Raw genomic sequence first — 23,688 nt, forward strand, 5'->3', positions numbered from 1 at the left:
CGGGAGGGGGTCCGCGTCGTCGTGCACCGGTCGGCTCCTGACCTGCTTCCCCGGGAGTAGGGCGGGGTGCGCAGGAGCGCCGGGGAGCGCCCTCCGGCGTACGGCACGCCCCGCCGCCTGCGACGGCGCCCCGGACCGGGCCGCACGCCGCTGCTGTACCGACTGGTGCGCACACGCCGCTGCCTGCCGAATCTCACCACCACCACGACCGCCACCACCGCCACCCACGGGCGCGGGAACGGACGCCGGTGTCAGCTGACCCCGGGCGCAGCTGACACCGGGCACAGCTGCGCACCGGCCGTCGGCCCGTCCCGGCCGCCGTGTCCGGGCCTCGTGTCCCAGTCCCGCCGTCCGGGCCCCCGTGTCCCGGCCCGCCGGAGCCGCAGCGGCGGCGGAGCGTGCGGCTGGGTGCGCTGTGTCCGGACAGCGCACCCGGGCCGCTCCGTTCGGACCGACCGACCGGGCCGAACGCTACTGGGGCAGCACCGACAGCGGATCGTCCAGCACCGGCTGCCAGGCCAGTTCGGCCGCTCCCACCAGGCTGTTGTGGTCGAGCGAGCAGGCTAGGAGCGGAACGCTGCCGCTCTGCCCCCACAGGCTGCGCTCCGCCACCACGGCGCGCAGCCGCTCGGGGTCGGCCGCCAGCAGCTCGCGGTGGAGGCCGCCGAGGATGACGCGGTCCGGGTTGAGGATGTTCACCAGCCCCGCGAGGCCCAGGCCGAGCCGGTCGATGAGCACCTGGACGGCCGTGCGCACCGAGGGCGACTCGCGCTCGTCGCGGAGCAGGTCCCGGGCCTGCTGGAGCAGCGACACCTCGGGCCCCGGGTCCCGACCCGCCGCGGTGAGGAAGGCGAGGGGGTCGGCCTCGATGTCCAGGCAGCCGCGGCTTCCGCAGTGGCAGGTCCTGCCCTTCGGGTTGACGGTCAGATGGCCGACCTCCAGGGCGAGGCCCGAACTGCCGCTGTGCAGGCGTCCGTCGAGGACCAGCGCCCCGCCGACGCCCCGGTGACCGGTGGCCACGCACAGCAGGTCCCGGGCACCGCGGCCCGCTCCGTGCCGGTGTTCGGCGAGGGCGGCGAGGTTGACGTCGTTGCCCGCGAAGACGGTGACGCCGGAGCCGGCCGTCGCGAGGATGCCGGCATCCCGCACCCGTTCGGCGAAGATGTCCCGGACCGGCGCGCCGGCCGGCCAGGCGACGTGGAGCGGGTTGAGGGCGGTGCCCTCGGGCTCCGCGACGGCGGACGGCACCGCCAGCCCCGCCCCCAGGCAGCGGCGGCCGGTCTCCCGCAGCAGCTCCGCCCCGGCGTCGACCACGGCGGCCAGCACATGTGCCGGGTCGGCGGGGACGGTCATGCAGCCGGGCGCGGTGGCGACGATCCGGCCGCCGAGCCCGACGAGCGCGGCGCGGAAGCCGTCGGCGTGCACCTGGGCGGCGAGCACCACGGGCCCGGCGGGGTCGACCGCGAGCCGGTGGGACGGACGGCCCTGCGAGCCGGCCGCGGCGGTCGGGCGGGAGTCGACCTGGATCAGTCCGAGCGCTTCCAGTTCGGCCGCGACGGCGCCCGCGGTCGCGCGGGTGACGCCGAGTTCCGAGGTCAGGACGGCGCGGGTGGGCGCACGGCCGGTGTGTACGAGCTCCAGGGCCGGTCCGAGGGCACTGCGGCCTCTCTCCAGGCGTGTTGTCCGAGTCAGGGTCACCCCTCTATTCTGACTTTGTGCCGAACTTAAACAAAACACGGACGGCCCTTTCCGGCGGACGGCGCGGAAATACCGCGGATCCCGCCCTCCGACGCCTCCGCATCGCCCTCACCGCCTTCTTCGCTCTGGACGGTCTGCTCTTCGCCGGCTGGGTGGTCCGGATCCCCGCCATCAAGCAGCAGACCGGTGCCTCCACGGGCGACCTCGGACTCGCCCTGCTGGGCGTGTCGGCCGGTGCCGTCGCCACCATGACGGTCACCGGACGGCTGTGCACCCGGTTCGGCAACCACCCCGTCACCGTGGTGACCGGGCTGCTGTTCTCGGTGGGCATCGCGCTGCCTCCCCTGGCCGGTTCGCCCCTGGTCCTCGGCCTGGTGCTGCTCGTCTTCGGCACGGCGTACGGCGCGATCAACGTGGCCATGAACAGCGCCGCCATCGATCTGGTCGCCGCGCTGCGCCGGCCCGTCATGCCGAGTTTCCACGCCGCCTTCAGCCTCGGCGGCATGCTCGGCGCGGGGCTGGGCGGGCTGCTGGCCGGGCAGTTGACCGTCACCCGGCATCTGCTGCTGCTCGCCGCCTGCGGACTCCTCATCACCGCTCTCGCGGGCCGGGTCCTGCTCACGACACCGGCGCCGGATTCCGGGGAACGCGGGCCGCGCAGGACCGGGATGGACCGCGCCGCGGCCCGGCCCGCGGGAGGGCACCGCAGGGCGGTGGTGTTCCTCGGGCTGATCGCTCTGTGCACGGCGTACGGCGAAGGGGCCCTCGCCGACTGGAGCGCGCTCCACCTCGAAGAGGATCTCGGCGCGCACGCCGGGCTCGCCGCCGCGGGCTACTCCGTCTTCGCCCTCGCCATGACCGTGGGCCGGCTCACCGGGACGGCGCTGCTCGAACGCCTCGGGCAGACCCGGGCGCTGGTCGCGGGCGGGGCGACCGCCACGGTCGGCATGCTCCTCGGCGCCCTCGCACCGAGCCTGCCCGTCGCCCTCGTCGGCTTCACGGTCACCGGTCTGGGGCTGTCCAACATCTTCCCCGTCGCCATCGGGCGCGCCGGGGAGCTGGCCGGCCCGAGCGGTGTCGCCACGGCCTCCACCCTCGGGTACGGCGGGATACTGCTGGGCCCGCCCGCCATCGGGCTGCTCGCGGACCGTTCTTCCCTGCCCGTCGCCCTGACCACGGTCGCGGCGCTCTCCGCCGTGGCGGCGCTGGTCGCCTGGGCCGTCCGGGACACGGCGGGGGCACGCTCGGGGTGACCCGGACGGTCCGTGGGTCCCGGCTCGGGGCGACCCGGACGGCCCGTGCGTCCGGCTCCGGGTGACCCGGACGGCCCGTGCGTCCGGCTCCGGGTGACCCGGACGGCCCGTGCGTCCGGCTCCGGGTGACCGTGGCCGGACGGCGGTCGTGGCTCCGCCGCACCTCGCGGAGCCGCCCGGCCAGGTCCCGGGCGATGACCTCACCCGCGTGCGGACATCACCGGACCCGCGCCCGACCTCGTCGGCCCGGGCCGCTGCCGTGACGGCACCCGGGCCGGGCCGGGAACGGCTCTCCGCGTGCCCGGCCGCTCTCCGCGCGCCCGGCCGCGCGAGGGCACCGGCGGCACCGACGGACGGGCACCGGCGGACGAGCAGGGTCGCTTCGATGGCGTCGGCCCGCGCCCGGGCAGGCAGCATGGAGCTCATGAGCGTGACCATCGACATAGCGGGACTCCCGCCCGAGCACCTGGTCTTCAGCCCGTCGCCCCTTGCCGAACTGTGCGCCGCGCTGCACGCCCTGGCCGAGCCGAAGCACCATCCCGGGCTGCAGGGCTGGACCACCGCGACGAACGCCGCCCTCCGGCCGGACCTCGCGGACCGGCTGTGCGAGGCGGAGTTCCTGTGGCGCTCCGCGCACAGCGACACCGATATGCCGTTCGCCGCGCTGCCGGACACCCGCGGCCGCCCGGGCGCCACCCTCGCCGAGGACCTCGACCTGCTGGACCGGCTGGACGACGACCTCTTCGTCGACGCGGCCCTGGACATCTCCTGCCACCGGGACTACGAGCCGAACGGCCCGTCCCCGCTGGTCAACGCCGCGGTCCGCGCGCATGCCCTGGAGCGCGCCACCGCGCGCGGCACCCGGCAGGCCGAGTTCGCGCAGCGGCTCCTGACGGACCCGCAGGCGGTTCGCGCCTGGCTCCGCCGGCTGTTCGAGGACTGCGCGGAGGCCTTCTTCGACGACCTCTGGCAGCGGGTGCGCCCCCGGCTCGCCGCCGACGCCCGGCACAAGACGGAGGTCCTGCGCCGCAAGGGCCTGGCCCAGGCGCTGGCCGAGATGTCACCCGCCCTCGCGCTGGACGACAGCAGCACCCGGATCGTCGTCGACAAGCTCAGCAGCGGACATGCGGACGCCCTCGACCCGGCAGCCGGCCCGGGCGTCACCTTCGTGCCGTCCTCCGTGGGCCGCCCGCATCTCTGGGTCCTCCACGCACCGGGCTGGCGCCCCGTGGTCCACTACCCGGCCGCGGCGCCCGACGTGCCGGGACCCGGCTCCCTGGACCTGCTGCAACTGCGGATGGAGGCCCTCTCCCACCCGCTGCGGATCCGGATGTGCCGCTACCTGGCCCGGTCCGCCGTCACCACCGGCGAGCTGGCCGCCGCGCACGGCATCACCCCACCCGAGGTGTCGCGGCACATCGCGGTCCTGCGGAAGGCCGGGCTGATCACCACACGGCGTCGGGGCCGCTATGTGCTCCACCAGCTCGATCTGACGGCGGTCGCGCGGCTGGGCAGCGACTTCCTGGAAGGGGTGCTGCGCTGACGCCGGGGCGGCCTCATGTCCGACGGCCCGGGACAGCCGGGGGAAACGACAACAAGACCGGGACGGCCAGGGGAACGGCACCAAGAGTCGACCGGCAGGCGGCCGCACCGGATCCGGCCCCGCTGCCCCGACCGCTCTCCGGCGCGGGGAGCCCGGACGATGCCGGACGGGTGCGGGTGCCCGTCGGGCCGAGCACGCACCGTCGGTATCCGGACAGAACGATGCCCCGAGCCCCGCCGAGTGGCACACTGCCCGCATGCCGCCCGCGCGCACACCACTCGACCGCGACGCCCTGACCGTCGAGTTGGTCTTCGCCTTCGTCACGGGAGCGGGGGTCGCCGCCGTGGTGTTCCTCGCGGTCGCGAGCCCCGCGCTGCTGGGCGACCTGTCCCCGGCCAAGGAGCGGCAGGTGCTGACGGCCGGCGCGGTCGCCGCCGGGGCGGGCTTCCTGTGGCGGGTGGTGCGCGTTCTGCGCGGCGTCCGGCGGGCGCCGGTAGGGGCGTGCCAGGCCGACCAGGAAGCTGCCCGTCAGCCCAGCCAGCCGGGCCGGACCAGCCCCGACTCGTAGGCGAGGACGACCAGTTGGGCGCGGTCGCGGGCGCCCAGCTTCACCATGGTCCGGCTCACATGGGTCTTGGCGGTCAGCGGGCTGACGACCAGGCGGCGGGCGATCTCCTCGTTGGACAGGCCGATGCCGACCAGGGCCATCACCTCCCGCTCCCGCTCGGTGAGCGCGGCCAGCCCCTCGGCGGCCGCGGGTTCCTTCGAGCGGGCGGCGAACTCCGCGATCAGCCGTCGCGTCACTCCCGGCGAGAGCAGGGCGTCGCCGTCCACCACCGCCCGTACCGCGCGCAGCAGTTCATCCGGTTCGGTGTCCTTCACGAGGAAGCCGGAGGCACCGGAGCGGATGGCCTCGAAGACGTACTCGTCCAGCTCGAACGTGGTGAGCATGACCACCTTCACGGCCGCCAGCTCCGGGTCCTCGCTGATCCTGCGGGTGGCGGCCAGACCGTCCAGCTCCGGCATGCGGATGTCCATCAGCACGATGTCCGGGCGGAGTTGCCGGACCAGCGCCAGGGCCTGCGCGCCGTCCGCGGCCTCGCCGGTGACCTCGATGCCGGGCTGCGCGTCGAGCAGGGCGCGGAACCCGGCCCGGACGAGCAGCTGGTCATCGGCGAGCAGTACGCGGATCACTTAGGTCTCCTCCTCGGCGACGGGGGGCCTCTCCCGGCTCACCGTAGCCGCCGCGCCGAGCGGAATGCGGGCGAGGACACGGAAGCCGCCGCCGGGCCGGGGGCCCGCCTCGACGCCGCCGCCCAGGGCGACGGCCCGCTCACGCATGCCGACGAGACCGTTCCCGCCGCCGCTCGCCGCTCGCCCCGCGGTCGCCGGGCCGTCGTCGTCGACCCGGATCTCCAGCCGCCGCGGCGCATAGCGGAGCAGGACGGCGGCGGTGCGCGAACCGGAGTGCCGGACGACGTTGGTCAGCGCCTCCTGGACGATCCGGAAGGCCGCCAGGTCCGCACCGGGCGGCAGTGCGACCGGCGTTCCCTCGGTGCGGACGTCGACCGCCAGGCCCGCGCCGGACGCCTGCTGGGTCAGCTCCGGAAGCCGGTCCAGTCCGGGGGCGGGCGAGCGCGGCGCGTCGCCGGGGGTGCGCAGAGTGTCGAGGACCTGCCGGACCTCACCGAGCGCCTCCTTGCTGGCCTCCTTGATGGTGATCAGAGCGGTCCGGGCCTGCTCCGGCCGCTGGTCGAGCAGGGCCAGTCCGACCCCGGCCTGCACGTTGATCAGCGAAATGCTGTGGGCCAGGACGTCGTGCAGCTCGCGCGCGATCCGCAGGCGCTCCTCGTTGGCCCGGCGCCGCTCGGCCTGCTCCCGTTCCGCGCGCTCCCGGGCGAGCCGCTCCCTGCGCATCCGGGCCAGCTCCGAGCCGGCGACGACCGCCGCCACCCAGGCGGCGACGACCAGTTCCTGGCTCCAGGGCGCGGCGCCGTCGTCCGCGGGCGGCAGCCAGGGGTGGAGCCAGTGGCCGATGACCAGGTGCCCCGCCCAGAGCAGTCCCAGAGCGGACCAGGCGGCCCACCGGTGACCGGCGACGACCGCGGTGAAGCAGGCGACGACGACGCTGATGAAGACCGGGCTGTAGGGGTATCCGGCGCCGAGGTAGAGCAGCGTGACGGCGGCGGTGCCGAAGACCACGCACCGCGGGTACCGGTGGCGCAGCAGCAGCAGGGCGGGCCCGAGGAGCAGCAGCACATAGCCGAACGCGGCGAGGCCTTCCCGGTGCGGCTGCTTCTCCATCGCGAAGCGGGAACCGGCCAGCTGGGCCGCCGCCACCGCGACGGAGACGGCCAGGAGCGGGATCAGGGCCGGGCGGGCGCCGGGCGGTGCGGGCCACCGCCACCGGGCACGCGCCCATCGGCCCGTGTCCCGGTCCTCCGTGCCCCGGTCCTCTGTGCCCCGCACCCGTCCCTCGCTCATACCGGCCACGCTAGACCGGCCGGGCTCCGCGGAACGTCGGACCGGCGGCGTGGTCGCGCCTACTCCCGGGGGAGTAGCGCGTCGGCCGCGGAGGGCCATCGGTGCCGACCGGGACGGTGGGGTGGCCGGGACGGTGGGGTGGCCGGGCACCCGTCTCTCGTGCGGCGGCGCGCGGCCCCCACGGCAGCGCGGCCACGGGGACAGTCGCGGCGGGTGCGGGCCCGGCGGGTACGGGCCCAGCGGGTACAGGCCCGGCGAGGGCGGGCCCGGCGGGTACAGGCCCAGCGGGTACAGGCCCGGCGAGGGCGGCGCGCCGTCCCGGCCGGGCCCGTACCGGAATCACTCGGGCGCGCCGGCCTCCGTACGGTCCCGGTCCATGGCCGTCAGCGCCCGCCGGGCCATCGGACGGGTCCGGACGATCTCGGCGAGCGTGGTCGTGCCGCGGGTGATCTTCGCGAAGGCGTTCCAGGCCGGGCGGAAGCCGGTGATCGCCGCGTGCAGCAGGCCCGGGCGGCGTTCGAAGGCGGCGAGCATCCGGCGCCCCACCCCCATCTCGACGCCCAGGCCGGCCTTGATGGCGAAGGCGTAGTTGAGGGCCTGGCGGCGGGCGTCCACCGCGTCGTGCGCCTCCGCGATCCGCACCGCCCACTCCCCCGCGAGCCGCCCCGAGCGCAGCGCGAAGGAGATGCCCTCGCGGGTCCAGGGCTCCAGCAGCCCCGCCGCGTCCCCGCACACCAGCACCCGGCCGCGGGAGAGCGGCGAGTCGTCCGCCCGGCAGCGGGTGAGGTGCCCCGAGGAGATGCTCGGCTCGAAACCGGCCAGCCCGAGCCGACCGATGAAGTCCTCCAGATAGCGCTTGGTCCCGGCGCCCTCGCCGCGGGCCGAGATCACCCCGACGGTGAGGGTGTCGCCCTTGGGGAACACCCAGCCGTAACTGCCGGGCATCGGGCCCCAGTCGATGAGCACCCGCCCCGCCCAGTCCTCCTGCACGGACTCCGGAACGGGGATCTCCGCCTCCAGACCCAGGTCCACCTGGTCCAGCTTCACCCCGACATGCGCTCCTATCCGGCTGGCGCTGCCGTCCGCGCCGACGACCGCACGGGCCAGGACGGTCTCCCCGCCGGAGAGCACCACCGCGACGGTGCGCCGGTCGGGCACCGCCGGGCCGTGCTGCTCCACCCGTGTCACGGTGACGCCGGTCCGCAGCGTGGCGCCGGCCTGCTGCGCCGCGGCCACCAACTGCTGGTCGAACTCCGGGCGGTTGATCAGCCCGAAGAGCATCCGGCGGGAGCGGCGGGTGCGGGCCAGCCGTCCGTTCAGGGAGAACGTCACCGCGTGCACCCGGTCGCGCAGCGGGAGTTCGAAGCCCGGCGGCAGGGCGTCCCGCGACGGGCCGATGATGCCTCCGCCGCACGTCTTGTACCGGGGCAGTTCCGCCTTCTCCAGCAGCAGGACCCGCCGCCCGGCGGCGGCCGCGGCATACGCCGCCGACGCACCCGCGGGGCCGGCCCCCACGACCACGACGTCCCACTCCGGCTCGGTGCCCTGTTCCGCGTTCTCGCTGCTCACCTGTGCTTCTGCTCCCGCTCGGCCTGGGTCCCCCGACCGAAGCCCAGAGGTGGCTCCGGCTACCGTTCGCATCCTACGGCTCATGGTCACCACGGCTCACTGTGGGAGGATCGGCAGCGTATGCACGGTACGTACGGCTCACCCCTGAACGTACCTCCGCCTTCGCACCCACGAGGAGCGCCGCCCCATGGAGCAGACCGCGGTCACCCCACTCGCCGAGACCGTCGCCTCGCTGCTGCCCCGCGCCCGGACGGAACTGGCCGAACTGGTCGCCTTCCAGTCGGTCGCCGACCCCGACCAGTTCCCCCGGAGCGAGTGCGAAGCGGCGGCCGCCTGGGTCGCCGAGGCACTGCGCGCCGAGGGCTTCCAGGACGTCGCCCTGCTGGACACGCCGGACGGCACCCAGTCGGTGTACGGCTTCCTGCCCGGCCCCGAGGGCGCCCCGACGGTGCTGCTCTACGCGCACTACGACGTGCAGCCGCCGCTCGACGAATCCGCCTGGGTCTCCCCGCCGTTCGAGCTGACCGAGCGCGACGGCCGCTGGTACGGTCGCGGCGCCGCCGACTGCAAGGGCGGCCTGATCATGCACCTCACGGCGCTGCGGGCGCTCAAGGCGCACGGCGGCGTCCCGGTGAACGTGAAGGTCATCGCCGAGGGCTCGGAAGAGCAGGGCACCGGCGGTCTGGAGCGGTACGCGGAGGCGCACCCGGAGCTCCTCGCCGCGGACGCGGTGGTCATCGGCGACACCGGCAACTTCCGGGTCGGGCTGCCGACCGTCACCGCCACGCTGCGCGGGATGACCCTGGTCCGGGTGCAGGTCGACACGCTCGAAGGCAACCTGCACTCGGGGCAGTTCGGCGGCGCCGCGCCCGACGCGCTGGCCGCGCTGATCCGGGTGCTGGACACGCTGCGCGCCGAGGACGGCTCCACGGTGGTCGACGGGCTGGCGCACGACGCGCGCTGGGAAGGCCTGCAGTATCCGGAGGAGGCGTTCCGCAAGGACGCGAAGGTGCTCGACGGGGTGGAGCTCATCGGCTCCGGCACCGTCGCCGACCGCATCTGGGCACGCCCCGCGGTGACCGTCCTCGGCATCGACTGCCCGCCGGTCGTCGGCGCCACCCCGTCGGTCCAGGCGGGTGCCCGCGCCCTGGTGAGCCTGCGGGTGCCGCCGGGCACCGACGCGGCCGAGGCGACGAAGCTGCTCACTGCGCACCTGGAGGCCAAGGCGCCGTGGGGCGCCCGGATCACGGTGGAACAGGCCGGCCAGGGGCAGCCGTTCCGCGCCGACACCGCCAGCCCGGCGTACGAGGCGATGGCGGCGGCGATGCGGGCCGCCTACCCCGGCGAGGAGATGCAGACCGCCGGGCAGGGCGGCTCCATCCCGCTCTGCAACACCCTGGCCACGCTCTACCCGGAGGCGGAGATCCTGCTGATCGGCCTGAGCGAGCCGGAGGCGCAGATCCACGCGGTGAACGAGAGCGTGTCCCCGGAGGAGCTCGAGCGGCTCTCCCTCGCGGAGGCGCTGTTCCTCACCGACTACGCGGCGTCCGCCCGGGGGTGACGGCGTCCGGGTCCGGGGCCGCGGAGCGGATGCGGCCCCGGGCCCGCCCGGCGCAGGCGGGAGGAGTCAGCCGACGGGCACACCCGCCTCCAGGTTGAGCACGGTGGCCCGTTCGCGGGCGCGCAGCGCCCAGCGCAGCCGTTGGAACCGCTCCTCCGGCAGCAGTTCGGCGGCCTCCTCCTCGCTGACGAAGCGCCAGCCGCGCAGTTCCGCGCCCGGCAGCAGGACCCGCTCGGCGGAGCCGGGGCCCAGGCGCCCACCGTCGAAGAGGAGCCGCAACCCGCCGAAGGCCGGGGGCCTGGGCGGTTCCCAGTCGACCAGGAGCAGCCCGGGGACGCGGTCGAGCTCGATGCCGGTCTCCTCGGCGACCTCGCGCATCGCGGCCCGGGCGGGGGCCTCACCCGGCTCGACGACGCCGCCGGGGAACTCCCACCCGGGCTTGTACGTGGGATCCACCAGCAGCACCCGGTCCTGCTCGTCGAAGAGCAGGACCCCGGCGGCCAGCGTCGGGGCGGTGGGCTCGGGGGTCTGCACGATCTCGCACGCCCCCGCGGCGCCGGTGCGTATCGCCTCGGCGATCCGTTCCGCGGTCTCGCGCGGGGTGAGCGCGCCGTTGTCGACGGGGTGGGCGTCGGCGGTGAGCCAGGGCAGCGCCTCCCGGTACCGGGCCAGGCTGTCGAGCGACCACTGCCGTACGGCGGCGCTGCGCGCGGGGTCGTCGGCGAACTCCTCGCGGCCCGATATCCGTTCGCGCAGGATCGTTTCGTCAGGCGTGAGCACCACATGCCGTACCGGGATGCGGCGCGCGGCGAGCGCGCCGAAGATCTCGTCGCGGTAGTCCTGGCGGAGCACCGTCATGGGGACCACCAGCACGCCGCCCACCTCCGCCAGCACGGCGGCGGCCGCATCGACGACCAGGCGCCGCCAGATCGCGAGGTCCTGGTAGTCGGTCACCTCGTTGAGCCGCTTCTGCGGCAGCAGATACGCCAGTGCGCCGCCGATCACCTCGGGGTCGTAGAAGGTGCTGCCCGGGATCAAGTCGGTCAGTTCACGAGCCGTACTGGTCTTCCCCGCACTGAACGCACCATTGATCCAGACGATCACATTTCCCCCTATGCCATAGCACCCAGTGGATTGCCCGCTACACCTTGCCACGGAAATGCCGCGCGGCAAGGTGGCCCCCGGGGCGCCCCGGGGCCCGCCGGCGGGCGCTCGGGCACCCCGGCGGCGGGAGCAGCGCCGATGCGCTCCGGCGGAGGGAGAGCCGGCGAAGGCGTGCGCCCACCGGGCGGTCGGCCCCACGGCCCGCCGACCTCCCCATATCGTCGCATTCCTCGGCTTCCGCGCCATCGGTGCGCAGCGTCGGCACAGCGGCCACGGGGGCGTGTGGGGCGGATGGACCGGATCACAACAACGACGAGGAATGTCGCAGTTCAATAACCTCGCCCGCGATCGCCCGACGGTGCCGCTAATTTCGTCTCCTGTTCAACTACCCGAGGGGGGACTTCATGTCCTGGGGACATCAGCAGTCACCGCAGTCGCCGCAGCCACCGCAGTCGCCGTATCCGCAGGGACACCCGCAGCCGGCTGCGCCCGCCCCGGCCCGGCCGCGCTGGGCCCGCAAGCGCATCGCGCTCCCTGTAGCCGCCGGACTGTTGCTGTTCGGCGTCGGCATCGGTTCGGCGGGCGACGACTCCACATCGCGGGCCGCGGCGGCCGAACCCGCCCCCACCGTCACCGCCACGGTGACGGCGCGGGCCGCGGCCGATCCGGCCCGGAAGCAGAAGCCGAAGTCCAGGAAGGCACCGGCGCGGAGTGAGGCGAAGGCCGAACAGGCCGAGCAGAAGAAGAGCGCGCCGTCCGGAAAGGCGGTCTTCAAGGTGTGGGGAACCGCCCCGTCGGGTGCGGACATCACCTACGGCAGCGACACCGAGAACCTCGACGGCAGCGGCCTGCCGATGACGAAGACCCTCACCGTCAAGGACGACGCGCTCTACTACCAGATCTCGGCCCAGCTCCAGGGCGGCGGGGACATCCGGTGCTCCGTCACCATCGACGGCGAGACCAAGAGCGGGCGCGCCCGCGGCGGATACAACATCTGCTCCGCCCAGTTGAACGGCGGCCTGCTCGGCGGCTGGAACTGACCGACGGCCACCGTCCGTCGGGCTCCGGCGGACGGTGGCACGGCCCCGGCCCCGAGGCCCCGAGGCCCCGAGGCCCCGACCCCGATGGTGCGCCGTCGCGCCGCCGTGGCCGGCGCCCGGCAGCCGCGCAACACCCCGGCTCCGAGGGCGTCCCGGCCACCCCCTGCGCCGGTATCCGGCCGGCCGGGCATCCGGAAGGCCCGTGCTGCGGGGACCGGGCCGCGCTTCGCGGCCGTGGGTGCCGCGAACAACCGTGGCCGCCGCGGACCGCCATGGGTGCCGCGGACCGCCGTGAACACGCGGCCGGAATCCGTCACTTGCTCAGCTTGTCGGCGTTCCGCTCCCGCAGGCCCCAGCGTTCCCGGCCGCCGCTCTCGAAGCAGAGGGCGCCCGCACGGACCAGGAGTTTGCGCAGTTCGTCGTCCTCGAAGCCCTTGAGATAGCCGCGGATGGTGGTGAAGTAGCGCGTCGGCCACCGGGAGTCCTTCAGCAGGGCGTGCAGCGCGGCCTCGGCCATGAACTCGGTGCGGAGCTCCGCCCGCAGCCGGGACTCGTGCTGCTTCCAGGCCAGCACGGAGGTGATGAGCGAGACCACCAGGGGGATGGCGACAGCCGTGATCCAGACCATCGCGGAACCGTAAACCTCCCGGGGTGATCCATCGGCCGAGATACGGGAACCCCCGCCGGTCAACCCGCGGATCCGGCCAACTCCGCGCCTTCGCCGCCGCCCGCACCGGCGCCCGCACCGCTGCCTGCGGCCCCGCGGAGCCGCAGGCGGCATACGTCCGAACGCACCGGCGGAGCCCCGCCGTTGCCGCGCCATGGATCCCGGCTACGGCACGGTGGGCGCCGACGCCTCCACGGCCGTCGGCGAACCGGACCGCGCCCGGACCGCGGCCGCCGCCCCCACCAGGCCGGCGTCGGTGCCCATCTGCGCCGGAACGACCTCCAGACCCTGGACGAAGGACAGCCCGGCGTAGTCCCGGAGGGCCGCCCGGAGCGGGGCGAACAGCACCTCACCGGCCGCGGCCACTCCCCCGCCGATCACCGCGACCTCGATCTCCACCAGGGTCGCGGTGGCGGCGATCCCCGCCGCCAGGGCCTGAGCGGCCCGCTCGAAGGAGCCGCGCGCCACCGGATCGCCGGCCCGCGCCGCCCGCGCCACCGCTGCTGCCGTGGCATCGCCGTCCGGCCCGGGCCGCCAGCCGCGCTCCAGCGCCCGGCGGGCGATGTTCGGCCCACTGGCTATGCGCTCCACACAGCCGCGGGCCCCGCACGGGCAGGGATCGCCGTCCAGGTCCACGCTGATGTGCCCGATGTGCCCGGCGTTGCCGGTGGGCCCCGGGTGCAGCCGGCCGCCCAGGACGAGTCCACCGCCGACCCCGGTGGAGACCACCATGCACAGGGCGTTCGCCCGGCCGCGGGCGGCGCCCTGCCAGTGCTCGGCGGCCGTCATGGCCACCCCGTCGCCGACCAGGGTGACCGGGAGCCCGCCCGCCGGCCACCGGCCCGTCGGACCGCCGGGGCGCATGCCGCCCAGCGCCGCCCGCACCGCGTCGACCAGCGGATAGTCCCGCCAGCCGGGCACGTTGACCGGGCTGACCGTGCCGGTGGACGCGTCGACCGGTCCCGCGCTGCCGATGCCGGCCGCGGTGACCCGCTCCCAGCCGGGGGCGCCCGCGAGCTCGCCGAGCACGGCCGTGACGGCCGCCATGACGGTGTCCCCGTCCTCGTGCGCGGGGGTGGGCCGCTGCGCACGGACGACCAGCCGGCCGGCGCTGTCGACCAGCGCCCCGGCGATCTTGGTTCCCCCGATGTCGAGGGCGGCGACGAGGTCGTTCTGCATCGGGGTCGTATCTCCTGGTCGGCGAGGCTCCGGCGGTTCAGTCTCCCCAGTTTTGACAACGTTGTCCAGGCCTTATGCTCGTATCCACCCCGCCCGTGGACGCTTAAGGACCCGCACCGTGGCCGACATCGCCCCCCGCACCGAGCGCCGCTACGGCACCCGGCCGACCATGAAGGACGTCGCGGCACGCGCCGGCGTCGGACTGAAGACGGTCTCGCGGGTGGTGAACGGCGAACCGGGCGTCACACCGGACACCATGCGCCGGGTGCAGGAGGCGATCGACGCCCTGGGATTCCGCCGCAACGACAGTGCGCGGATCCTGCGGAAGGGCCGGACCGCGAGCATCGGGCTCGTCCTGGAGGACCTCGCCGACCCGTTCTACGGCCCGATGAGCCGCGCCGTGGAGGAGGCCGCACGGGCCCACGGCGCGCTGCTCATTCACGGCTCCAGCGCCGAAGAGGCCGAGCGGGAACAGGAGTTGGTGCTGGCGTTCTGCGCCCGGCGGGTGGACGGTCTGGTCATCGTCCCCGCCAGCGACGACCACACCTACCTCGAACCGGAGATAGCCGCCGGGGTGGCCACGGTGTTCGTGGACCGTCCCCCCGGCCGGATCGACGCGGACGTGGTGCTCTCCGACAGCTTCTCCGGGGCCCGCGACGGTGTCCGTCACCTCATGGCCCACGGCCACCGGCGGATCGGGTTCATCGGGGACCGGCCCCGCATCCACACGGCGGTCGAACGGCTGCGGGGCTACCGCGCCGCGATGGCCGAGGCCGGGCTCCCGGTCGACGAGTCCTGGGTGTCCCTCGGCTCCACCGAGCCGGAGCGGGTCCGGTCCGCCGCGCTGGCCATGCTCGACGCACCGGAGCCCGTCACCGCGTTCTTCTCCGGCAACAACCGGGTGACGGTCACCGTCGTCCGCGTCCTCAACGGCCGCCCGCGCCCGGTCGCCCTGGTCGGCTTCGACGACTTCGAACTGGCCGATCTGCTCTCCCCCGGCGTCACGGTGGTCGCCCAGGACGCCGCCCAGCTGGGCCGCACGGCGGCCGACCGCCTCTTCCGCAGGCTCGACGGCGGGGCCGGTGAGCCCGCCCGGGTGGAGCTGGCCACCCGGCTGATTCCCCGCGGCTCCGGCGAACTCCCGCCGTACGACGGCCCGGCCTGACCGCACCCGGCGGCGCTCCCGGTGCGGGGATGCCGGTGCGGGGATGCCGCCCATCGGTCGCGCCGTGAGCACCGGTCCTGCCCGCTTCACCCGGTCAGCCCCCGCCCGCATGCCGAACTCCGGCTCACGACAAGGGAGTCCGGGGCGGAAGGGCCGGACCACCGAACGGAGAGCGCGGCGGTTCAGGAAGCCGCGGGACGCCCGGCCAGGTGGTCGAGGTCGGCCCGGGACAGGCCGGTGAGCCGGGCCACCTCGTCGGCGTCCGTCGCGCCGCAGTCCACACCGCGGAGCAGGTAGCCGCTCAGCGCCCGCGCGGTGGCGGGCTCGTCCAGGACGGCGCCGCCCGCACGGTTCACATAGGCGGCGAGCCGCTCCGCGGCCCGGTCCAGCCCCTCGCGGTAGAAGGCGTAGACGGCGGCGTACCGGGTGGGCAGGTGGCCGGGGTGCATGTCCCAGCCCTGGTAGTAGGCGCGGGCCAACGAGCGCCGGACGAGCCCGTGGTGGAGCCGCCAGGCGTCGTGGACCTGCGCGGTGGTGCCCACCGGCAGGACGTTGGTGGAGCCGTCGGAGAGCCGGACGCCGGTGCCCGCGGCCGCGACCTGCATGACGGCCTTGGCGTGGTCGGCCACCGGGTGGTCCATGGACTGGTAGGCGGCGCTGACCCCGCAGGAGGCGCTGTAGTCGAAGGTGCCGTAGTGCAGTCCCGTCGCACGCCCTCCGGCCGCGTCGATCATGCGGGCGACGGTGGCCCGGCCGTCGGCGCCGAGGACGGCCTGGGTGGTCTCGATCTGGATCTCGAAGCCGATCCGGCCGGGCGCCAGCCCCCGCGCCCGCTCGAACTCCTCCAGCAGCCGCACCATCGCGGTGACCTGCTGGGGGTGGCTGACCTTGGGGAGGGTGAGGAGCAGGCCGTCGGGCAGGCCGCCCGCGTCCATCAGGCCGGTGAGGAAGATGTCCAGGGTGCGGATGCCGCGGTCGCGGACGGCGGCCTCCATGCACTTCATCCGGATGCCCAGGTACGGCGGGGCGGTGCCGTCGGCCACGGCGTCCGCGACGAGCCGCGCGGCGCGGGCCGCCGCGGCGTCCTCCTCGGCGTCGGGGCGGGGCCCGTAGCCGTCCTCGAAGTCGATGCGGAGGTCCTCCACGGGCTCGCGCAGCAGCTTCTCCCGCACCCGCCGGTACACCGGTCCCGCGAGGTCGTCACCGAGCCCCAGCGCCGCGGCGAACGTCCCGGCGTCGGGGGCGTGCTCGTCGAGCGCGGCCAGCGCCCGGTCGCCCCAGCCGCGCACGGTGTCGGCGGCGAAGGTGTCGGCGGGGACGTAGACGGTGTGCACGGGCTGGCGGGTGCCCGGGTCACCGGGGTAGCGGCGGGCGAGTTCGGCGTCCACGTCGGCCAGGGAGGCCCCGATCTCCTGGCCCACCGCTCCGGCGAGGCTGGTGGCCACCCTCTCGTCCCGGCCCATACGACACCCTCTCTCTTCCGCTGAACGGAATCAACTATCCGTAACGTGAAGCTATCCAGGGCAGGTCCGCAGGTCAACACCCTCACGGCCGGGCGGCGGGGGCCGCGGACGCACGAGGCCCCCGGTCGCGGCGGCGTCCGGGGGCCTCGGGGCGAAGCGGCTCAGCCCTTGCGGGTCTTGACCTCTTCGGTCAGCTGCGGGACGACCTCGAAGAGGTCGCCGACCACGCCGTAGTCGACCAGGTCGAAGATCGGGGCCTCGGCGTCCTTGTTGACGGCCACGATGGTCTTCGAGGTCTGCATGCCGGCCCGGTGCTGGATCGCGCCGGAGATGCCCGCCGCGATGTACAGCTGCGGCGAGACGGACTTGCCGGTCTGGCCGACCTGGTTGGAGTGCGGGTACCAGCCGGCGTCCACCGCGGCGCGCGAGGCACCGACGGCCGCGCCGAGCGAGTCGGCCAGGGTCTCGACGATGTGGAAGTTCTCGGCACCGTTGACGCCACGGCCGCCGGAGACCACGATCGCGGCCTCGGTGAGCTCGGGGCGGCCGGTCGACTCACGCGGGGTGCGGGAGACGACCTTGGTGCCGGTGGCCTTGTCGCCGAAGGTGACGGCGAGCTGCTCCACGGTCCCGGCGGCCGGGGCGGCCTCCGGAGCGGCCGAGTTCGGCTTGACGGTGATGACCGGGGTGCCCTTGGTGATGCGGGACTTGGTGGTGAAGGCGGCGGCGAACACCGACTGGGTGGCCACCGGGCCCTCGTCGCCGGACTCCAGGTCGACGGCGTCGGTGATGATGCCGGAGCCGATCCGCACCGCGAGGCGGGCGGCGATCTCCTTGCCCTCCGCGGAGGACGGCACGAGCACCGCGGCGGGGCTGACGGCCTGGTAGGCGGCCTCGAGCGCGTCCACCTTGGGCACGACGAGGTAGTCCGCGAACTCGGGGGCGTCGGCGGTCAGGACCTTGACCGCACCGTGCTCGGCGAGCACCGGCGCGGCGGTGTCGGCACCGGCGCCGAGGTGCACGGCGACGGGCTCGCCGATGCGGCGGGCGAGGGTCAGCAGTTCGAGGGTCGGCTTGCGGACGGCACCGTCCACGTGGTCGACGTAGACGAGAACTTCAGCCATGGGATTGCTCTCCTGCGAGTGCGAAGAATCTGGGGGCGGTTGGGGTGATCGCGGCAGCTCGGACGGACGCCCGGGCCGCGAGGCAGCGTTCTAGATGAACTTCTGACCCGCGAGGAACTCCGCGAGCTGCTTGCCGCCCTCGCCCTCGTCCTTGACGATCGTGCCGGCGGTGCGCGGCGGACGCTGCGCGGCGCCGTCCACCGTGGTCCAGGCGCCCTCGAGACCGACCTCTTCCGCCTCGATGCCGAGGTCCGACAGGTCCAGCGTCTCCACCGGCTTCTTCTTGGCGGCCATGATGCCCTTGAACGACGGGTAACGGGCCTCGCCCGACTGGTCGGTCACGGACACGACGGCCGGGAGGGACGCCTCGAGCTGCTCGCTGGCGGCGTCGCCGTCACGGCGGCCGGAGACCTTGCCGTCCTCGACGGAAACCTCGGACAGCAGCGTCACCTGCGGCACGCCGAGCCGCTCGGCAAGGATCGCCGGCAGCACGCCCATGGTGCCGTCGGTGGATGCCATACCGCAGATGACCAGGTCGTATCCGATGTGCTCGACAGCCTTGGTCAGAACCAGCGAGGTGCCCAGCGCGTCGGTGCCGTGCAGGTCGTCGTCCTCGACGTGGACAGCCTTGTCGGCACCCATGGAGAGCGCCTTGCGGAGGGCGTCACGCGCGTCCTCCGGGCCCACGGTCAGGACGGTGATCTCCGCGTCGTCGGCCTCGTCGGCGATCTGGAGGGCCTGCTCGACGGCATACTCGTCGAGCTCGGACAGCAGGCCGTCGACCGCGTCACGGTCGGTGGTCAGGTCCTCGGCGAAGTGCCGGTCGCCGGTGGCGTCGGGCACGTACTTCACACAGACAACGATCCTCAAGCTCACGCCGGCTCTCCTACTGCATCGTCTCTACTGGGGTGCCTCTTGCTGGCAGCATAGGCGCCATTCGGGGCGGATCCCCTGGTTGGGGCGCTCCGCACTCCCACCAAAATATTACTCGTCAGTACACTCGTACCGTTCCCGGTTATCAAGCGCTCACACCTGACCGCCAGGATGCCGTTTACGCAGGTCAGAGGCCATATCTTCGGATCGTTGGAGATGCATCTCACACGGCGGTGCCGCATATTCCGCCTCGATCACCGGCCATGGGCATCGCACGAGCCGTGCGGAACGGCCCGAGGGACGGACCGCCCGGAGCGGGCACGCGCGACGAGCGCCGTGACGGAGAGGCCCGGGGCCGGCGTACGGCACGGCCCGCGTCGGGCCGAACCCCGCCGCGTCCGGGGCGCCTTGCCGCGCCGGCCCGCCGGAACGGGAAGCGGCCCGCCGGAACGGGAAGCGGCGGGTCAGTCGCGCAGGGCGTTGAAGCCGCCATGGTGGTAGAGCAGCGGCCGCACACCCTCCGGCCCCGAGGCGTCCGGCACGACCCCCTCGACGACCTCGGCGAGCACCAGCCGGTGGTCGCCGGCGGGTATCCGGGCCACCACCCGGCAGACGAGCCAGGCCAGCACGCCGTCCAGGACCGGCACCCCGTGCGGCCCGGAGTGCCAGCGGGTGGGCGGCGCGAAGCGGTCGGCGCCGCTGCGGGCGAACGTCGCGGCGAGCTCCTGCTGATGCTCGGCGAGGACGTGCACCCCGACGTGGCCCGCGTCGGCGAGGAGCGGCCAGGTGGAGGACCCCGTGCCGACTCCGAACGAGAGCAGCGGCGGCTCGGCGGCGACGGAGGCGAGCGAGGTCGCGGTGAACCCGGCGGGGCGGGCCCCCGGAACGGTGATCACGGCGACGCCGGCGGCGTGCCGGCGGAAGGCGGAGCGCAGGAGGTCGGTACCGGCGAGCCGCGGAGTGCCGAGATCGTGCGTGGCCGTCATGGAGTTGTCCTTCTGTGGTGTGGGCCGGGTGGAGTCGTCGTTGCTCAACAGACCGGACAGCGCGCGCTGGCGTGCCGGACGAGGTCCACGTGCACCCGTCCGAAGAGAAGGAGTTCCGACCGCATGAGGGTCAGCCTGACGAGCGGCAAACCGCGACGTCAAGTGTGGTCCGGGAGATGGGAGAACCATCACGCCGCCGTCACACGGCCTCCCCCAGCGCCGCGATGACGTCCGCCCTGCGGGGCTGGCCGGAGGCGCGACGCACCACGCGGCCCTCCGCGTCGAGCACCAGGACGGTGGGGGTGCGCAGGATCTGCAGGGAGCGGACGAGTTCGAGCCGGTCCTCCGCGTCGATCTCCACATGGGCCACGCCGTCGACCATCCCGGCGACCTCGGTGAGCGTCCGGCGGGTGGCCCGGCAGGGCTGGCAGAAGGCGCTGGAGAACTGGACGAGCGTCGCCTTCCGCCCCAGGCTCGCGCCCAGTTCGGCCGCGCCCAGCCGTACGTCACCGTCACGACCCCGCACCTTCAGCCTCCCGCTCCGTCGCGTGTGCACACTTCCGTAGGCGCCGGCCACCGCCAGCACCGCCAGGCACACCATCAGTCCGGTCATCCCCGCCTCCAGCGTTCATGGGACTGCAAGAATTCCCGAAGCCATCATTCCGCTTCGCTGCGGCATGCTGAGGCCATGACTGCGGCCATGGACATACGAGGACCGAGATTCGGCGCCGCCGTGACCAGTGCGGTGCTGGCCACCGTGCTGATCACGGGGAGCGTGCCGCTGCTGGCCTGGCAGGCCCTGTGCTTCGCGGTGGGAGCGGCGGCCGGGGTGCCCCGGTCGCCGTACGGATGGCTGTTCCGGACCGCGGTGCGCCCGCGGCTGGGACCGCCGGCCGCGTTCGAGGACCCGGCTCCGCCGCGCTTCGCGCAGACCGTCGGCCTGCTCTTCGCCCTGGTGGGCCTCGCCGGGTATCTCCTGGGGCCGCAGTGGCTGGGCATGGCGGCGACCGGGTGCGCCCTCGCGGCCGCCTTCCTCAACGCCGCCTTCGGCTACTGCCTGGGGTGCGAGATGTACCTGCTGGTCCGCCGGGCCACGGCATGAGCGAAGGTGGGGCAGAAGGGGCAGACGTGACGAGGATCTCCTGACGAGGAGCCTCCTGGACTGGCCGAAGCCTCCGCGATCAGGCACGATCTGCCCAAAGCCAGAAACCTACGTCTGCGTAACTTCGCCGGGAGCACCCTCCCCGGGCCGCACAGAAGGGTCCCCCTGCATGGCAGAGCTCGTCTACCCGCCGGTGATCGGCGCCGCCCGCACCATGTTCAAGGCGCTCGACCTGCGCTTCGACATCCAGGGAACCGAACACATACCCCGGCGCGGTGGAGCCGTCCTGGTCAGCAACCACATCGGCTACCTGGACTTCGTGTTCTGCGGGCTCACCGCCCTGCCGGCCAAGCGCCTGGTGCGCTTCATGGCGAAGGAGTCGGTCTTCCGGCACAAGGTCTCCGGTCCGCTGATGCGGGCGATGAAGCACATCCCGGTGGACCGGGCGCAGGGCGAGCACGCCTATGCGCACGCGCTCAAGGCGCTGCGCTCGGGCGAGATCATCGGGGTGTTCCCGGAGGCCACGATCTCGCAGTCGTTCACCCTGAAGAACTTCAAGTCGGGGGCCGCCCGGCTGGCGCAGGAGGCGGGCGTGCCGCTGCTGCCGATGGCGCTGTGGGGCACCCAGCGGCTGTGGACCAAGGGCAAGCCGCGCAACCTCGGCCGCAACCACATCCCGATCACCATCCGGGTGGGGGAACCGATGGACACCGAGCCGGGCGAGACCGCGGTGGGCATCACCCAGCGGGTCCGGGCGCGGGTGCAGGACCTGCTGGAGGCCGCACAGCGGGCCTATCCGGTGCGCCCCAAGGGTCCGGAGGACACCTGGTGGGTCCCGGCGCACCTGGGAGGCACCGCCCCGCTCCCGCCGCAGCCCGCCGGGCAGGGCTGAGGCCCGCGGACCGTCCTCGCGAACGCGCCGACGGGCCCGGAGGCGGCACCGATGTGCTGCTTCCGGGCCCGTCGGCGCATCCGCTCCCGGCCCGCAGGCGCAGAAAGCACCCGCCGTCATCAACCGAATGACGGCGGGTGCCTGCCCACTGCAGCGCTACAGCTTGCCCATCTCCTCGGCCACGGCGGTGGCGAACGCGTCCACATCCGCCTCCGCGGTGTCGAAGGAGCACATCCAGCGCACCAGACCCGCGGCCTCGTCCCAGAAGTAGAAGCGGTACCGCTTCTGCAGCCGCTCCGCGACATCGTGCGGCAGCGTCGCGAACACCGCGTTGGACTGCACGGGGTACACGATCTCCACACCGGGCACGTCCCGCACCCCGTCGGCGAGCCGCCGGGCCATGGTGTTGGCGTGCCGGGCGTTGCGCAGCCACAGGTCCCCGGCGAGCAGGGCCTCCAACTGTGCCGAGACGAAGCGGCACTTGGACGGCAGCTGCATGGAGAGCTTGCGTATGTGCTTCATCGCCCGGGCGACGTCCGGGTTGATGACGACCACGGCCTCGCCGAACACCATGCCGTTCTTGGTGCCGCCGAGCGAGAGGATGTCCACGCCCACCGCGTTGGTGAACGCCCGCATCGGACGGTCCAGGGACGCCGCGGCGTTGCCCAGCCGGGCACCGTCGAGGTGGACCAGCATCCCCAGCTGGTGGGCGTGTTCGCAGATCGCCCGGATCTCGTCCGGGGTGTAGACGGTGCCCAGCTCGGTGCTCTGGGTGATCGAGACGACCTGCGGCATCGCGCGGTGCTCGTCGTCCCAGCCGAACGCCTGCCGGTCGATCAGCTCGGGGGTGAGCTTGCCGTCCTCGGTGGGCACGGTGAGCAGCTTGAGCCCGCCGACCCGCTCCGGCGCCCCGCACTCGTCCACGTTGATGTGCGCGGACTCGGCGCAGATCACGGCGCCCCAGCGGTCGGTCACCGACTGCAGCGCCACGACGTTCGCACCGGTGCCGTTGAAGACCGGGAAGGCCCGCGCGGTCGGCCCGAAGTGGCTGCGCACGACGCGCTGGAGGTGCTCGGTGTACTCGTCCTCGCCGTAGGCGATCTGGTGACCGCCGTTGGCGAGGGCGAGCGCCGCCAGGATCTCCGGGTGCGCGCCCGCGTAGTTGTCGCTGGCGAATCCGCGCAGCTCGGGATCGTGGCGCCGCTTGGCGTCAGAGGTCACGGTTGCGGAGTCAGCCACAGACGGTTTCCGTTCACTTCCTCGGCGGGCCGGCCCCAGACGTCGACGATGGACTCGGCCAGGTCGTTGACGTCGGTGAAGCCCGCGAACTTCGCGTTGGGGCGCTCGGCACGCATGGCGTCGTGCACCAGCGCCTTCACCACCAGGATCGCAGCCGCGGCCTGCGGACCGCCGTCGCCCCCCTCCTTCTTGAAGGCGTCGGCGAGGGCGAGGGTCCAGGCCTCCGCGGCGGCCTTGGAGGCGGCGTACGCGGCGTTGCCCGCGGTGGGCTTGCTGGCTCCGGCCGCGCTGATCAGCAGGTAGCGGCCGTTGCCGCTCCGCTGCAGGGCGTCGTGGAAGGCCAGCGAGGTGTGCTGCACGGTGCGGATGAGCAGGTTGTGCAGCGTGTCCCAGTCGGCGAGCGGCGTCTCGCCGAACGTCCGGCTGCCGCGCCAGCCGCCCACCAGGTGGACCAGGCCGTCGACCCGGCCGAACTCCTTCTCGGTGCGGGCCGCCCACTCCCGGGTCGCGTCCAGGTCGAGGAGGTCCACCGTGTCGCCGGTGACCGTGGCGCCGCCGTGCGCGTAGCGCGCCTCGTCGACCGCCTCGGCGAGCCGGGCCGCGTCCGCGTCGGACGCCACGACGGTGGCTCCCGCCTCCGCGAGCCGGAGCAGCGTCGCCCGCCCCGCGGGGCCGGCCGCGCCCGCCACCGCCACTACGGCGCCCTCGAGGGCCCCCTTGCCGTTGCTCGTCATTGTCGTCGCCTC

Annotated in this window: 22 protein-coding genes; 8 read left to right on the top strand and 14 right to left on the bottom strand. The window is 74.1% G+C overall.

What is annotated here, in order from left to right; translation table 11 throughout:
- Nucleotides 1-471: 471 nt before the first annotated feature.
- Nucleotides 472-1,692 carry an ROK family protein gene (locus ABT112_RS08585; RefSeq protein ID WP_502975287.1) on the bottom strand — a complete coding sequence of 407 codons (1,221 nt, stop codon included), beginning with the start codon at nt 1,690-1,692 and terminating at the stop codon, nt 472-474.
- A 23-nt stretch (nt 1,693-1,715) separates the two neighbouring features.
- On the opposite strand from ABT112_RS08585, the gene ABT112_RS08590 reads away from it, so the two are divergent.
- The 3 genes from ABT112_RS08590 (at nt 1,716) to ABT112_RS08600 (ending at nt 5,062) form a co-directional block, all read left to right on the top strand.
- Nucleotides 1,716-2,951, top strand: coding sequence for an MFS transporter (locus tag ABT112_RS08590; RefSeq protein ID WP_351507020.1), 1,236 nt, complete (start codon nt 1,716-1,718; stop codon nt 2,949-2,951).
- A gap of 424 nt (nt 2,952-3,375) precedes the next feature.
- A complete protein-coding gene (locus ABT112_RS08595) occupies nt 3,376-4,494 on the top strand; it encodes a DUF5937 family protein (RefSeq protein WP_351507022.1) in 1,119 nt (372 codons plus the stop codon).
- 256 nt (nt 4,495-4,750) lie between these two features.
- Complete coding sequence (locus tag ABT112_RS08600) at nt 4,751-5,062, top strand: DUF6332 family protein (RefSeq protein ID WP_351507024.1); 312 nt, start codon at nt 4,751-4,753, stop codon at nt 5,060-5,062.
- Here ABT112_RS08600 and ABT112_RS08605 read toward each other — a convergent pair.
- From ABT112_RS08605 to ABT112_RS08615, 3 genes are all read right to left on the bottom strand, one after another.
- Nucleotides 5,023-5,688: a response regulator gene (locus ABT112_RS08605; RefSeq protein WP_351507026.1), complete on the bottom strand. Its 666-nt coding sequence runs from the start codon at nt 5,686-5,688 to the stop codon at nt 5,023-5,025. The genes ABT112_RS08600 and ABT112_RS08605 overlap by 40 nt on opposite strands.
- Nucleotides 5,689-6,978, bottom strand: coding sequence for a sensor histidine kinase (locus ABT112_RS08610; protein WP_351507028.1), 1,290 nt, complete (start codon nt 6,976-6,978; stop codon nt 5,689-5,691).
- 339 nt (nt 6,979-7,317) lie between these two features.
- Nucleotides 7,318-8,547 carry a geranylgeranyl reductase family protein gene (locus ABT112_RS08615; RefSeq protein WP_351507030.1) on the bottom strand — a complete coding sequence of 410 codons (1,230 nt, stop codon included), beginning with the start codon at nt 8,545-8,547 and terminating at the stop codon, nt 7,318-7,320.
- Nucleotides 8,548-8,734: 187 nt separating this feature from the next.
- On the opposite strand from ABT112_RS08615, the gene ABT112_RS08620 reads away from it, so the two are divergent.
- Nucleotides 8,735-10,108, top strand: coding sequence for a dipeptidase (locus ABT112_RS08620; RefSeq protein ID WP_351507032.1), 1,374 nt, complete (start codon nt 8,735-8,737; stop codon nt 10,106-10,108).
- Nucleotides 10,109-10,174: 66 nt separating this feature from the next.
- Here the strand turns inward: ABT112_RS08620 and ABT112_RS08625 are convergent, their stop codons facing one another.
- Complete coding sequence (locus ABT112_RS08625) at nt 10,175-11,212, bottom strand: NUDIX hydrolase (RefSeq protein ID WP_351507034.1); 1,038 nt, start codon at nt 11,210-11,212, stop codon at nt 10,175-10,177.
- Between the two features lie 404 nt (nt 11,213-11,616).
- Here ABT112_RS08625 and ABT112_RS08630 point away from each other — a divergent pair, with 404 nt between their 5' ends.
- Complete coding sequence (locus ABT112_RS08630; RefSeq protein ID WP_351507036.1) at nt 11,617-12,252, top strand: MmpS family transport accessory protein; 636 nt, start codon at nt 11,617-11,619, stop codon at nt 12,250-12,252.
- A gap of 313 nt (nt 12,253-12,565) precedes the next feature.
- On the opposite strand, the gene ABT112_RS08635 is transcribed toward ABT112_RS08630, so the two are convergent.
- Together ABT112_RS08635 and ABT112_RS08640 are read right to left on the bottom strand one after the other, a co-directional pair.
- Nucleotides 12,566-12,880: a hypothetical protein gene (locus ABT112_RS08635; RefSeq protein WP_351507039.1), complete on the bottom strand. Its 315-nt coding sequence runs from the start codon at nt 12,878-12,880 to the stop codon at nt 12,566-12,568.
- 204 nt (nt 12,881-13,084) lie between these two features.
- Nucleotides 13,085-14,098 (bottom strand): ROK family protein, encoded by a 1,014-nt coding sequence (locus ABT112_RS08640; protein ID WP_351507040.1) that lies wholly within the window; start codon nt 14,096-14,098, stop codon nt 13,085-13,087.
- 118 nt (nt 14,099-14,216) lie between these two features.
- Between ABT112_RS08640 and ABT112_RS08645 the strand changes: the two genes are divergently transcribed.
- Nucleotides 14,217-15,263, top strand: a complete 1,047-nt coding sequence (locus tag ABT112_RS08645) for a LacI family DNA-binding transcriptional regulator (RefSeq protein ID WP_351507043.1) — start codon at nt 14,217-14,219, stop codon at nt 15,261-15,263.
- A gap of 182 nt (nt 15,264-15,445) precedes the next feature.
- Here ABT112_RS08645 and ABT112_RS08650 read toward each other — a convergent pair whose 3' ends face one another.
- From ABT112_RS08650 to ABT112_RS08670, 5 genes are all read right to left on the bottom strand, one after another.
- The gene (locus ABT112_RS08650; protein WP_351507045.1) at nt 15,446-16,726 is read right to left on the bottom strand and encodes a DUF6986 family protein; all 1,281 of its coding nucleotides are present in this window, start codon (nt 16,724-16,726) and stop codon (nt 15,446-15,448) included.
- 161 nt (nt 16,727-16,887) lie between these two features.
- Nucleotides 16,888-17,850, bottom strand: coding sequence for an electron transfer flavoprotein subunit alpha/FixB family protein (locus ABT112_RS08655; RefSeq protein ID WP_351507048.1), 963 nt, complete (start codon nt 17,848-17,850; stop codon nt 16,888-16,890).
- A 90-nt stretch (nt 17,851-17,940) separates the two neighbouring features.
- Nucleotides 17,941-18,726, bottom strand: a complete 786-nt coding sequence (locus ABT112_RS08660; protein ID WP_351507050.1) for an electron transfer flavoprotein subunit beta/FixA family protein — start codon at nt 18,724-18,726, stop codon at nt 17,941-17,943.
- Between the two features lie 461 nt (nt 18,727-19,187).
- A complete protein-coding gene (locus ABT112_RS08665) occupies nt 19,188-19,709 on the bottom strand; it encodes a flavin reductase family protein (protein ID WP_351507052.1) in 522 nt (173 codons plus the stop codon).
- 199 nt (nt 19,710-19,908) lie between these two features.
- Entirely contained in the window at nt 19,909-20,322 is a 414-nt protein-coding gene (locus ABT112_RS08670; protein WP_351507054.1) for a TlpA family protein disulfide reductase, read from the bottom strand.
- Between the two features lie 75 nt (nt 20,323-20,397).
- Here ABT112_RS08670 and ABT112_RS08675 point away from each other — a divergent pair, with 75 nt between their 5' ends.
- Both ABT112_RS08675 and ABT112_RS08680 read left to right on the top strand, forming a co-directional pair.
- On the top strand, nt 20,398-20,811 hold the full coding sequence (locus ABT112_RS08675; RefSeq protein ID WP_351507056.1) for a DUF4395 domain-containing protein: 414 nt from the start codon (nt 20,398-20,400) through the stop codon (nt 20,809-20,811).
- Between the two features lie 169 nt (nt 20,812-20,980).
- Nucleotides 20,981-21,703, top strand: coding sequence for a lysophospholipid acyltransferase family protein (locus ABT112_RS08680; RefSeq protein ID WP_351507058.1), 723 nt, complete (start codon nt 20,981-20,983; stop codon nt 21,701-21,703).
- Between the two features lie 156 nt (nt 21,704-21,859).
- Here the strand turns inward: ABT112_RS08680 and ABT112_RS08685 are convergent, their stop codons facing one another.
- Entirely contained in the window at nt 21,860-22,942 is a 1,083-nt protein-coding gene (locus ABT112_RS08685; protein ID WP_351507060.1) for a threonine aldolase family protein, read from the bottom strand.
- Nucleotides 22,921-23,676 carry an SDR family NAD(P)-dependent oxidoreductase gene (locus tag ABT112_RS08690; protein ID WP_351507111.1) on the bottom strand — a complete coding sequence of 252 codons (756 nt, stop codon included), beginning with the start codon at nt 23,674-23,676 and terminating at the stop codon, nt 22,921-22,923. The genes ABT112_RS08685 and ABT112_RS08690 overlap by 22 nt, the downstream gene beginning before the upstream one ends.
- Between the last annotated feature and the right edge of the window lie 12 nt (nt 23,677-23,688).

The organism is Streptomyces sp. NPDC002055 (genome assembly GCF_040296705.1).
Taxonomy (GTDB): Bacteria; Actinomycetota; Actinomycetes; order Streptomycetales; family Streptomycetaceae; genus Streptomyces.